Below are 11931 nucleotides of genomic sequence, written 5' to 3'. Positions count from 1 at the left end.
ACTAAAAAAGACGGAGCCAGTTCTTTAAGGGAACTGGCTCCGTCTTTTTTAATTCTCAAGGAGTAAGATATAAAGCTTTCTTGAGCTTCTATACTTTCTGCTTTTCTACTTGCTTAAACTCTTTCATCCTTTTGAAGTAATCCCGAGCGGCCGCCATTACCTTAGGCGATAGTAGCAGCGCCGAGACCATGGTCGGGATTGCCATCATGGCATACATGCCGTCGATCAGGGCGATTACGGCTGTGATGGTGGCCGTGGCGCCGAACACGATGGTAAGGACATAAAAGTAGTTGTAATAGTGCTTGTATTTCGCACCGAAGAGGTAGCTGAAGCACTTGGTGCCGTAGTAAGAGTAAGAAAAGAGCGATGTAAAGGCAAAAATCAGAACACAGACCACCAGCACATAGCTGCCGAAGCCCGGCATGGCATTATTAAAGGCAGTGGCCGTCATGGTCACACCGTTGGCATTGGAGGTCTGCCAGGTGCCCGTTATAATAATGGCCAGGCCTGTGAGCGTACACACCACAATGGTGTCGATGAAGGGGCCGAGCATGGCTACCAGTCCTTCGCGGATGGGCTCGTCGGTTTTGGCGGCGCCGTGCATCATAGAGGCCGTGCCTATACCTGCCTCGTTTGAGAAAGCTGCCCTGCGCGCACCGGCTATGATGATGGCACCCACTGCGCCGCCCAGCATGGTTTGCGCTGTGAAGGCATCCCTGAAAATAAGCGCGAAGGCATCCGGTATGGCGGTATAGTTAGCGAACATGATGTAGAAAACGGCCAGCATGTAGAGCACCACCATACTAGGCACCATTTTACCCGCCACCTGGCCAATGCGCTGTATACCTCCAAAAATCACCAATGAAGTGATGAACACGAGCCCTAGCCCGATGGTAAGGTTAGTATAGAACAGGTCGGCAGTGGTATAGCCGTGGGGCTCCAGGAGCACTTCACGCACCACCTGCGTGAGTTGGTTGGCCTGGAAGATCGGCAATGTGCCAAATAAGCCAGCCACAGCGAACAACCCAGCCAACGGTTTCCACTTTTTGCCCAGCCCGGTTTCTATCACATACATGGGGCCGCCTTCGAGGTGGCCTACGCTGTCGTAGCCGCGGTACATTACCGAGAGTGTGCAGGTGAAGAACTTAGTCGCCATTCCAACAAAGGCGCTCACCCACATCCAGAACAGCACACCCGGCCCGCCAATGGCAATGGCCACTGCTACGCCGCTGATGTTGCCCATACCCACAGTAGCCGCCAGTGTAGCCGACAGTGCCTGGTAGTGGTTTATATCGCCGGGGTCGTTGGGGTCGTCGTATCTGCCTCGCAGCACGTTGATGGTGTGCCGCAGGTAGCGGAAAGGTAGGAAACCCGAGTAAAGCATAAAATAGCAGCCGCCGCCCATCAGGAGTATCAATAAGGGCATACCCCATGCGGCGTCGCTAAATGCAACAAAAAAACTTTCTAATGCTTCCAATGGTATTATAGCTGATGTTATCTGTAAAGATAAGTACCCTTGCCGGGAATTCCGTAAGCCAAGAGGTCAAAGTGCAGCTTTTAGCGACGTTGCTCTTCGCATCGCCTTATTCCGTCGCCTCTTTTAATGGATAAATACATAATCGCCCTTACGATCATTGGCTTTGCAGCGTTAGCAATGGCGTGGGTGCCCACGCTTTTGGAGAAAAGCTTCTTTTCTTACCCAATCCTTTTTCTGGCCTTGGGCGCCGTAATTTACCTGCTGCCGCTTGGCTTGCCGCTGCCTGACCCGCTCTGGCATGAAACCTATGCTGTGCACCTGACGGAGCTGAGTGTGATCATATCACTGATGGGCACAGGGTTAAAGATCAGGCGTAAATTCAACTGGCATAACTGGAAGATCCCTTTCCTGCTGGTTACCGTCACCATGCTGCTTTCAATCGGTATTCTGGCAGCCCTTGGATGGTGGCTGCTGGCTTTGGCACCTGCCGCTGCCATACTATTGGGGGCTGTAATGGCACCTACAGACCCAGTACTGGCCGAACAGGTGCAGGTAGGACCTCCTAATGACAAAGAGGAAGACGATGTGCGTTTTTCACTTACTGCCGAGGCCGGTCTTAACGACGGAATGGCCTTCCCATTTACCTGGCTTGCCATCGTAGTGGCTGTTGCTGTGGGCACCAACGAATCTTGGTTTCTAGAGTGGTTGCTGCGCGATCTTATATACCGTATTCTGGCTGGCATTGGGATGGGCTATCTGATTGGGCGGGGGCTAGCCTACCTGATATTTTACCTCCCCAGGAAAGTAGCCTTTCCCAAGACAAGGGACGGATTCGTAGGGCTGTCGGCCACACTGGTATCGTATGGGGTAACCGAGATGATAGGAGGCTACGGCTTTATGGCAGTTTTTTTTGCGGCGCTGACTCTGAGCAGCTACGAAGAGGAAAATGAATACCACACAGAAATGCATGATTTTGTGCTGCAGGTGGAGCGCATCATCATGGTTGTGCTGCTGATACTGTTTGGAGGCAGCCTGGTGAGTGGTTTACTGGATCATCTAACCTGGGATGATGTGTTTATCAGTCTTGCTTTCTTGTTTGTGATTCGGCAGCTCACAAGTTTGGTGGCTATATATAACGTAAGTTGTTCCTGGCGTGAAAAAATGGCCATCAGCTTTTTTGGCATAAGGGGCATCGGCTCTTTTTTCTACCTTGCCTTCGCTCTGTCAAAAATAGACTTTGTCGACGCGGATAGGCTTTGGTCTATTGTAGGCTTCATCGTAATGGTGTCAATCATCTTGCACGGTGTTACGGCTTCCCGCGTAATGGATTACTTAGACTCAACCCGTCGCCGCATTCTTTACAGAAGGGGATACCTGAAAAACAAGATGCGGACAGCGGCGCAAACAAGCTGTAGCAAATGATAGATAAATCATATCAAACAGTCTTCTCCAGACTCGATATGCAGGAGGCCGAGGTATACTATGCCCCGCACTTTTTCAGCAAAGAAGAAAGCGACCTATACCTGCAGCGGCTGACCAAAGAAATCGACTGGCAACAGGAGGAAATCAGAATGTTTGGCAAGCAACTGCCTCTGCCACGACTTACGGCCTGGTACGGCGACAAAGGCTATACCTATTCTGGCCTGTACAATGCCCCCCAGCCCTGGATGCCTGTGCTGTTGGAACTGAAGGAGCGGGTAGAAGCCGCCTCCGGTGACAGGTATAACAGTGTGCTGCTAAACTACTACCGGCACGGGCAGGACAGCATGGGCTGGCATTCAGACGACGAGAAAATGCTCGGGCCGGGTATCGCCTCCATTAGTTTTGGCGGAGAACGGGGATTCGCTTTCCGGCACCGCAAACACAAAGACCTGCCTACGGTTAAACTCACCCTGCAACATGGCAGTTTGCTGTTGATGCAGGGTGCAACGCAGCAGCATTGGCAGCATCAGCTTCCCAAAACCAGCCGCCCCATCGCGCCCCGCATCAACCTGACTTTCCGTACCATTGTGGGTTAAGGTATATTGGCGCCGAGTATTGCCTTTCCCGATTGGAAAACGTTTCTTTACGAATAGGAAATCTATACCCTTGCACTATGGCCGAGAGAAAGAACATCACCATCATGGGAGCCGGACTGGTTGGTTCGCTTTTGTCGCTATACCTGGCCAAGCGCGGCCATAAAGTGGATATTTACGAACGCCGGCCCGACATGCGTAAGACTCTGCTAGATGGTGGCCGTTCGATTAACCTCGCTCTGAGCGACCGCGGTTTCCGGGCGTTGCGCGGCATAGGTATAGAAGAGGCGGTGCGCAAAGTGGCTATACCTATGCACGGCCGCATGATGCACGACGAGCAGGGCAACCTCACGTTTCAGCCCTACGGCAAAGAGGGGCAGTCTATTTACTCGGTATCGCGTGCCGGATTGAACGCCGCCCTGATGGATTTGTCGGAGCCGAACCCCAACATCACCTACCACTTCAACCGCCAACTCCTCGACCTGGACCTGCACCGGAACAAAGCCACACTGCGCAACCACGAAACAGGCGGATTGGAGGAACTGCAGACAGAACTGCTTTTCGGGGCTGACGGCGCTTTCTCGATGGTGCGCAACGCCATGCAGAAAACCGAGCGCTACAATTACTCCCAGAGCTACCTCGAGTACGGCTACAAAGAGCTGACTATACCTGCGGCAGCAGGCGGTGGCTGGCTACTGGAAAAACACGCCCTGCACATCTGGCCGCGTGGCAACTACATGATGATTGCCCTGCCCAACCTGGACGGCAGCTTTACCTGTACCTTGTTTTTCCCCTACGAAGGTGCGCTTTCTTTTGAGAGCATCAAAACCGACGATGACCTGCTCAACTTCTTCCTGCAAACCTTCCCGGATGCTGTCCCATTAATGCCTAACCTGGCGGAGGATTATTTCTCCAACCCCATCGGTTCGTTGGTGACGGTAAAGTGCTTCCCGTGGTCGTTTGAAGACAAGGCCTTGCTGATAGGTGACGCCAGCCATGCGGTGGTGCCGTTCTACGGGCAGGGGATGAACGCTGGTTTTGAGGACATCACCGTGCTTGACCAAATGCTCGAAAACTTTGACGGAGATTGGGAAAGCCTGTTTAAGAAGTTTGAGCTCCAACGCAAACCCGACGCCGACGCCATCGCCGACCTGGCCGTGATGAACTTCATTGAGATGCGCGACAAGGTGGCCGACCCGCGCTTCCTACTTCGCAAAAAGATTGAGGGCAAGATCAACCAGCAATACCCGGACAAGTGGATTCCGCTCTACTCCATGGTCACCTTCACCGACCTGCCGTACTCCTACGCCCTGGAAACCGGCCGCCTGCAGGACGCCATTATGAAAAAGGTGATGAAGCACATCAAAACCGTGGAAGACTTCGACAAGCCGGAAGTGCAGAAACTACTGGAAAAACAATTGGTGGAGAAAGAGAAGCTGAAGGGTTATCAGTCGCAGGAGGTATAGGGGACTTGTTCCTGTAACTAGTCTGAAACCAGAATGCCTGTACGTTCCTTTTTCTAGCCGCTAAACTTCGACTCAAAGGTGCACAGGCATTCTGGAGATAGAATTAAAAATCCAGCCGGCTATGGCAGGAGAGGTATAGCCGGGCTGTGCTTATTTGAACAGGTAAGCAGCCATCAGGTAAAAGCCTTGGTGCTTGTCGGTCAGCCAAACCCTGGAGTCTGAATTGCTGAGGTCTGTCGCCAAATAGCGGCCATACTCATACCTGAACTGCAGTAAAGCAGCGTGTTTTTCGGCTATCCGAAATTTAGTGCCCACAGCGGTCGTGAACGCATGCGAAAACGTGGTGCCAACTTCATTTTCTCTAAGCTTGCTGTTTTGTATATGGCCGGTAGCATAGTACTCGGTTCGCTGAGTTCCCGTCACATTGCTGTCCAGTATGTAGTCAGTGACTATACCTGCACCAACGTAAGGACTGAATCTGCCGTTGGTGGTGACCGTGTAACGGAACATGATAGGCAAAGACAAGCGCGTCATCGCTATGGTATAGTCTCCACTGATCGTGTAGGAATCTCTGGGATAATTGAAGCTCCCGATGTGTCGCTCCTGGCTATACATCGGCTCCATTTGCACAGACAAACGCTCGCTTTTCTTTGGTGAGGTGAAGTTTAATACCCCTCCAAAAACAAAATTGTGTGTCATGGAAAAATCCGCCCCGTAAAACTTGTGGATGGTGGTGTTGTGGTTGAACTGAAGCGCCGTTGAATAGCTACCCGCAAATACGCCCAGTTCTGTCTTGAGCCATGAATGATCCTTTTTGTATGAGATGGCACTGGTTGGTGCTGCGCAGGCATTGTAATTTCGGACAATGGCCGTTACATCCGGCACATGCAGGCGCTGCCTCACTTTCAGCATCAATTTGTCAGGCACCGGGCAGTCGAGGGTGAGGGTGTGGATCAGGATCAAGTGCTGGGTAGAGGTGCTGACTGTCTTTTGCTCCCCGATGTGCATCGTTATATCCTGGTCATCGTTTTGCAGGTACAGGTGCTTCAGGCCGCTGTCTTCTTTCTCCAGGTATAGCAGATTGTTCTGGGTATAGAGCATGAGTTTTCCTTGTTCCAACACCTCTATAAACATGGGATTTGAGACTCCCTCACCGCTCGGCACCTGTTTGCTCATAAAAGGAGCCTCTCCCACAATGCCATAGGCCTGTATGTCGGTAGGCAGGTATTCTTTTGCCTCTGCGTCTTCTGTCGTTTTAAAGATACAGCTTTGATAGGTCAGTTTGCCTTCGCGGTAGCGTACGAGCCCTTTGGTTGTGTCGCCGTCGGCCTGTACTATAAAGCCAGGTCTGTAAGTTTGGGCAGCGGCATGAAAATGAATAAGAAAGGTAACCAGAGCCAGGCTGGCGAGTAAAATTTGTTTCATAAAAGATTGGGTAATAGGTAGTAGGGGAAATAATCGGGGATGGAGTCTACTATAGCCCCAACTTTAATTTTTTAAGGTATAGATGTTTTAAGAATTGCCGCCTAGAAATAGAACCCTAACAAAAGCGATACTGATCTGGTATCTGAGTCAAGTGCGGTGTTGATCTTGTTGACAGCCCTGTGCTCATGCAAATCCAGGCCCAACTCGTAGCGAGCCTCCAGTGACAGTCGGTGCTTGTTTAGGTGCAGGTAAGAGCCGGCGCCTAGCATCAGACCTTGCTGCATTTTGCTGAGAAACTCTGTATTGTCGCGATTCCTTTCTGTGGGCGTGCTACTCTGTGTACTTCTGTAATATTGGGTATGCTTGTAGTCGCGCTTATTGAAGAAGTTGAAGAAACTACCGGCGTTTACAAAGGGCTGAATGGTTTTGCCCGCAAAATTGTAGCGGAGAGCTGTGGTGAGTTTTATGGCAGAAAGCTCGATCTCAATCTGGTTGTCGTAGTACGAGTCATACCACACGTAGCTGGGGTCTGCCTGGTAGCTGTTGCTAAAGTAGCGACCCTCTACCAGGATAGAGGCTTTTTCGCTGATGCGGGGTGAGTTGATCAGCAAGGCCATGCCAAAAGTAGGATATGTATTTGTGTTAAATTCAGCATGATCCAGGTGCAGGTACCGCTCGTCAGCGGCCGAGAAGTTAAGCGAGGTATGGCTAATGGCTGCTACAAAACCCGGCCTGATAGCAAACCACTTCTTAGACTCCTTAAAAATGATTTGTTCATCGACTCCACCAATGCAGCTATTGTAGTCTCTTACCAGATTCACCAAGGTTTTTTCAGCCAGCTTTACGCGTTCTACTTTGCTGAGCATTGCAAAGCAGTCCTGCATCAGGATATTCAGGGTGCGCACGTGGTGGTTTATGTCTCTTTGGGCTGTTACACCGGAAGTGTTGACATAGGTTTCCTTTGTGATATAGAGCTTGTGCAGTTTGTCCGAATTATCATTCTTTTCAACAAAAAACGTGTTCTTGTAAATAAAAAGGCTGATAGGGCCACGAACAAGTTCCTCCATGAACACATATTCAGCAGCCAGGGTGTCAGCATGGTCAAGTGTGCGGGTGCGGTAGTTGCGGTCGCCCGGAAAGCCGTAGCCCGTTAAGTCATTGGCAGTATAAGAAGCAGTAGTCGACTGGCCGTCTCTTCTGAAGCCGATCGATTTGCCAAGCGCGTCAGTGCGGTAACTTACCTGGCCTTGCAGTGTGTCGCCTTGGGGGAGCACGACATAACCGGGTTTATAATCACTTTGTGCTGCCGCTGGTACTGAAAGCAGAACTCCAAAGCACAGCGCAATAAGTTTGTACAGGTTTTTCATAAAAGTGGATTGGACTATAAATATAGTAGGATATACCTATATAACCTCTTGAGCTTCTGAAAATTTTGTATCATATTCAGCAAGGACATCCTTTGTTATACAGAAGGGCGGTATAAGTTTGTGGCAGGATTATTGGACCATGGAGCGGCAGGCAACTAAAAGCTAAAAACTATTTTTCTCAAATAATGTATAGTTTAAGTGGTAATCGAGAGAACCTGCCTTTCCTTATTAATCATTTCAAAATTTTTAACACCGAGTCTTATGAATATTTTCCATAAACTGAAAGTCACTGCTGTGGCAGGACTTGTAGTAGGTTTGGTATCCGTTAGTGGCAGCGCTTTGGCGCAGCAGGTCACTCCCCAGAAAACTCCGCAGCAGCAAACGCAGGCTATTTCTGACCAGGACATCAAGCTATTTGTAGATGCCAGCACGCGCCTGATGGAGCTGCAGCAGGAAAGTGAAAAAGCCATGCTTGTGATTCTGGAAGAGGAAAAACTGAGCGTGGATAAATTTAACGCCCTGGCACAGGCGCACCAGCAGCAGAAACTGGCCGAAGCCGAAGGAACGGCCGCCGAAAAAGCCGCTTTCAACAAAGCGATCGGGCGTATGATGGAAATGCAGCCTGACATTGAGAAGAATATGCAGACGGCTATCCAGAAAGACGGTATGACGATGGAGCGCTACGAGCAGATCATGCTGGCTTATCAGCAGGACCCTGCTGTGCAGGCCAAAATCCAGAAATTGATGGGTTTGTAAAATAAGCCCTTGGTTAAAACAAAAAAGCTTCGCCAAATCCGGCGAAGCTTTTTTGTTGGGCGTAATTCTTAGTTCTGTGTGAACTCCAGTATCTTAAAAGTTTTGCTGCGCTTGTCGAAGTAGCCGTAGTGCAGCTTGTTGTTGCCGTAGCGGTACAGGGTTTTGTATTCCGGCGTCTGCTTCAGCTCTTCTTCATATGCCTCTATCTTGTCCTGCACGGTGGCAGCAGTACTATCGTCTTTCGCTACAAAAGCTTTGTCGAGCGTCTCACTATTGAGCACGGCCCTGAAGTAGGTGCTGATACCCGGCCCCACCGACTCGCCCGCCTGGTTGTAGAATGGGTCGTAGTAGTAGCGGTTGTAGGGGAACATGTTATACCTGTACGGCAGCGAATAGGCCGGTATCCAGCGGCCGGGCATCAGGAATAATCCACGGGAAGTCTGGATATATCGATCTGGCGTGCGCACCAGTCTGGTTGGGTCCCCGCCAGGATTCCGGCGGGCCGGCGGCTGGTACGAACCGATGGTAAGCTGCAGCGTGCTGTCGTTAAAGGCATCCACCGTAATGGCAGGTTTGCCAGTCGATAAGTTGCGCATCACTTTAGACGTCTTCTCGATCACGCTGTTGCCGGACGAAAACAAGGCGCCCGCTCCCCGCTGGTGCACCGGCGTGGCTTTAATGTCGATGTCCTGGTCGGCCGTATACCTGTACTCCTTGATGGGTTGGAGGCTGCTGAAGTCGTAGGCAGTCAGCGTAAACTCATCTTTCTCGAGCTGTACCCGAAACAAGGTGTTGCCATGCAGGAATGAGTTGAAATTCGCATCGTTTTTAACAGCTAGCGACGGCAGTGTGCGGTATTCGGTTTGACCGCTTGGCCAGTCAATCGTCAGTATCTCGGTGGTCAGTTCGTTTTTCTTGCCACGCAGCGAAAAGCCGTCGAATACCAGGTATAGCTTGTCGCCGCGGGTATAAATCTTGCTGCGGTGCTGGCCGGCGAACACGGTGCGCTCCAGGTCAGGGTGCACGAAAATCAGTTCCTGCTGGCGCTCGCCTTTGGTACGGGTGCGCGGTAGGTCGGCCAAGTCGAACGTCTTTTTTTCATAATAGCTTTCGTCCAGTTCGCGGTGCAGGATCAGGTTGTCCTTTTTGTCTGTGTACATCATGTAAAAGTGAGAGGCATCAGCAAAGGCCCCGACAAATGTTTCGTTTCTTTCGCGGCGCAACGGCACATCGGGCAGGCTTCGGAAAGCACCGCTATACCTGTTCACGGCAAAAGGGCGTACAAATTCCTTGTTGCCATCTACATAGCGGCTGTAAAACACAAATTCTGTGTCGGTTACACGGGTGCCCAGCACCTGGGGCTGCTGGCCATTGCGGTAGGGAATTTCTTGTGTGGCCACGGTCTGTCCTTTGGCATCAACCAAACTGAAGTTCAGCTTACCACCCTGAAAAAAGTAAAGACAGACGTTGCCATCACCATCCGCTACTGATACCAGGTCTTCAGCCCGGCGCAAGGGTAGCTCCAGACTGGCAAACTCCTGCTGTGCACGCACCTCTGGGGCCGCAAAACCAAGCAGGAGCAAGGCTAAAAATATATATCGCATAAGTCTATTTATAAGGGATTTAACTTATGTTAAACTAGCAAATTTCTAGCCAAAAAGAAAGCCCGGCTAAGGTATAGCCGGGCTTTTGCAGGTATAAGGTATAGCTTCTGTTAAAACTCCGCGTTCCCCGGCGTGCGCGGGAAAGGAATCACATCACGGATGTTGCCCATGCCAGTTACGAACTGCACCATGCGCTCGAAGCCCAGACCGAAGCCGGCGTGCGGACAGCCACCAAAACGGCGGGTATCCAGGTACCACCACAGGTCTTCCTCTTCAATGCCCACGCTCTTCATGCGCTCCACCAGTAACTCCATGCGCTCTTCACGCTGCGAACCACCTACGATCTCGCCTATACCTGGGGCCAGGATGTCCATGGCGGCCACGGTCTTGCCGTCGTCGTTGAGGCGCATGTAGAAAGCCTTGATGTCTTTCGGGTAATCGGTTACGATCACCGGCTTTTTGAAGTGCTTCTCCACCAGATAGCGCTCGTGCTCGCTCTGCAGGTCGATGCCCCACGATACGTCGTACTGGAATTTTTTCTTCTTGTAAGCAGGAGAGTTCATCAGAATATCCACCGCCTCGGTATAGGTTACGCGCTCAAAGTCGTTGTTCACGACAAACTCCAGCTTCTCGAGCAGCGTCATTTCCTGACGTTCGTTCTGAGGCTTGGCTTTGTCTTCCTCCACCAGACGCTGGCCCAGGAACTCGATGTCCTCGCGGTTATGCTCCAGTGCGTAGCGGATGATGTATTTGATAAACTCCTCGGCCAGGTCGGCGTTCATTTTGAGATCGTAGAACGCCATCTCCGGCTCGATCATCCAGAACTCGGCCAGGTGGCGGGCCGTGTTCGAGTTCTCAGCACGGAAAGTCGGTCCGAAGGTATAGATGTCGCTGAAAGCCATGGCTGCCAGTTCGCCTTCCAACTGGCCAGATACCGTCAGGTTAGTGGCCTTGCCGAAGAAGTCCTCTTCGTAGTTGATCTTGCCGTCTTCGGTGCGAGGAAGGTTGTCGAGGTCTAAGTTGGTCACATGGAACATCTCGCCGGCGCCCTCCGCGTCAGAAGCTGTGATGATGGGCGTATGCATGTACACGAAGCCTTTCTCGTTGAAGAACTTGTGCACGGCAAAGGCCAGCGTGTTGCGCACGCGGAACACGGCTCCAAACGTGTTGGTACGGAAGCGCAGGTGAGCGATCTCACGCAAAAACTCCAGCGAGTGCGCCTTTTTCTGCAGTGGGTAAGTCTCCGGATCGGCTTTGCCCACTACTTCTATCGTATTGGCTACAATTTCAAATGCTTGCCCCTTGCCCTGCGAGGCCACCAACTGGCCCGTAATGGACACGGCAGCACCGGTCGTCACGTCTTTCAGCGCCTCGTCACCGAACTTCTCGGCATCGGCCACTACCTGCAGGTTCTGTATCGTGGAGCCGTCATTCACGGCGATGAAATTCACAAACTTGTTGCCGCGCTTGGTGCGTACCCAGCCCTTCAATAATACCTCTTTGCCTTCTTCGGCACCAGTCAGTAGCTCTTTTACTTTCGTGCGTTGCATGTTATATCTAGTAGCGTATATGTCTGAACAATTTATGCGTTAAGGTATATATTCAGGCCTTCGTGAAAAGGCAAGAAAAGTACCGTATCGCCATTGGATAGGGGAGCTTAACCGGTTCGGACAAAGCGTGTAGCACGTCTACAGGCCCTATCTGGCATGGTGTAGCAACCCTTTTCCCAATAATCCCTCAAAGTAACGATATTTTAACCTTTTTTGTAAATGCAAGTAAAATTATCCTAAATTTGAAGGTGCACTAACAGGCACCAGCACC

9 protein-coding genes are annotated in these 11931 nt (G+C 51.2%); 4 read left to right on the top strand and 5 right to left on the bottom strand.

From position 1 onward, the window contains the following. Nucleotides 1-88: 88 nt before the first annotated feature. The gene (locus tag AC4QZR_RS04210; RefSeq protein ID WP_494479761.1) at nucleotides 89-1477 is read right to left on the bottom strand and encodes an alanine/glycine:cation symporter family protein; all 1389 of its coding nucleotides are present in this window, start codon (nucleotides 1475-1477) and stop codon (nucleotides 89-91) included. 126 nt (nucleotides 1478-1603) lie between these two features. On the opposite strand from AC4QZR_RS04210, the gene AC4QZR_RS04205 reads away from it, so the two are divergent. The 3 genes from AC4QZR_RS04205 to AC4QZR_RS04195 all read left to right on the top strand — a co-directional run bounded on the left by AC4QZR_RS04205 (nucleotide 1604) and on the right by AC4QZR_RS04195 (nucleotide 4958). Then, on the top strand, nucleotides 1604-2899 hold the full coding sequence (locus AC4QZR_RS04205) for a cation:proton antiporter (protein ID WP_494479760.1): 1296 nt from the start codon (nucleotides 1604-1606) through the stop codon (nucleotides 2897-2899). After that, entirely contained in the window at nucleotides 2896-3495 is a 600-nt protein-coding gene (locus AC4QZR_RS04200) for an alpha-ketoglutarate-dependent dioxygenase AlkB family protein (RefSeq protein WP_494479759.1), read from the top strand. The genes AC4QZR_RS04205 and AC4QZR_RS04200 overlap by 4 nt, the downstream gene beginning before the upstream one ends. Before the next feature lie 77 nt (nucleotides 3496-3572). Continuing rightward, a complete protein-coding gene (locus AC4QZR_RS04195) occupies nucleotides 3573-4958 on the top strand; it encodes an FAD-dependent oxidoreductase (protein WP_494479758.1) in 1386 nt (461 codons plus the stop codon). 150 nt (nucleotides 4959-5108) lie between these two features. On the opposite strand, the gene AC4QZR_RS04190 is transcribed toward AC4QZR_RS04195, so the two are convergent. Together AC4QZR_RS04190 and AC4QZR_RS04185 are read right to left on the bottom strand one after the other, a co-directional pair. Next, nucleotides 5109-6383, bottom strand: coding sequence for a porin family protein (locus AC4QZR_RS04190; protein WP_494479757.1), 1275 nt, complete (start codon nucleotides 6381-6383; stop codon nucleotides 5109-5111). 101 nt (nucleotides 6384-6484) lie between these two features. Beyond that, on the bottom strand, nucleotides 6485-7750 hold the full coding sequence (locus AC4QZR_RS04185) for an outer membrane beta-barrel protein (protein ID WP_494479756.1): 1266 nt from the start codon (nucleotides 7748-7750) through the stop codon (nucleotides 6485-6487). 261 nt (nucleotides 7751-8011) lie between these two features. On the opposite strand from AC4QZR_RS04185, the gene AC4QZR_RS04180 reads away from it, so the two are divergent. Continuing rightward, nucleotides 8012-8506, top strand: coding sequence for a DUF4168 domain-containing protein (locus AC4QZR_RS04180; protein ID WP_494479755.1), 495 nt, complete (start codon nucleotides 8012-8014; stop codon nucleotides 8504-8506). A 68-nt stretch (nucleotides 8507-8574) separates the two neighbouring features. Here the strand turns inward: AC4QZR_RS04180 and AC4QZR_RS04175 are convergent, their stop codons facing one another. Then, a complete protein-coding gene (locus AC4QZR_RS04175; RefSeq protein WP_494479754.1) occupies nucleotides 8575-10110 on the bottom strand; it encodes a hypothetical protein in 1536 nt (511 codons plus the stop codon). Nucleotides 10111-10220: 110 nt separating this feature from the next. Beyond that, nucleotides 10221-11660: an asparagine--tRNA ligase gene (gene asnS / locus AC4QZR_RS04170; RefSeq protein WP_494479753.1), complete on the bottom strand. Its 1440-nt coding sequence runs from the start codon at nucleotides 11658-11660 to the stop codon at nucleotides 10221-10223. Nucleotides 11661-11931: the final 271 nt, after the last annotated feature.

This window comes from Pontibacter sp. YIM B11418 (genome assembly GCF_059278805.1).
Note: the sequence above shows the minus strand (reverse complement) of the source record. Positions and strands in the feature narration are given on the sequence as shown.

What these genes read in the sequence shown, in the direction of transcription:
- AC4QZR_RS04175 (WP_494479754.1), bottom strand. Translation starts at nt 10,110, where the DNA reads ATGCGATATATATTTTTAGCCTTGCTCCTGCTTGGTTTTGCGGCCCCA.
- AC4QZR_RS04195 (WP_494479758.1), top strand. Translation starts at nt 3,573, where the DNA reads ATGGCCGAGAGAAAGAACATCACCATCATGGGAGCCGGACTGGTTGGT.
- AC4QZR_RS04200 (WP_494479759.1), top strand. Translation starts at nt 2,896, where the DNA reads ATGATAGATAAATCATATCAAACAGTCTTCTCCAGACTCGATATGCAG.
- AC4QZR_RS04205 (WP_494479760.1), top strand. Translation starts at nt 1,604, where the DNA reads ATGGATAAATACATAATCGCCCTTACGATCATTGGCTTTGCAGCGTTA.
- AC4QZR_RS04180 (WP_494479755.1), top strand. Translation starts at nt 8,012, where the DNA reads ATGAATATTTTCCATAAACTGAAAGTCACTGCTGTGGCAGGACTTGTA.
- AC4QZR_RS04185 (WP_494479756.1), bottom strand. Translation starts at nt 7,750, where the DNA reads ATGAAAAACCTGTACAAACTTATTGCGCTGTGCTTTGGAGTTCTGCTT.
- AC4QZR_RS04190 (WP_494479757.1), bottom strand. Translation starts at nt 6,383, where the DNA reads ATGAAACAAATTTTACTCGCCAGCCTGGCTCTGGTTACCTTTCTTATT.
- asnS (WP_494479753.1), bottom strand. Translation starts at nt 11,660, where the DNA reads ATGCAACGCACGAAAGTAAAAGAGCTACTGACTGGTGCCGAAGAAGGC.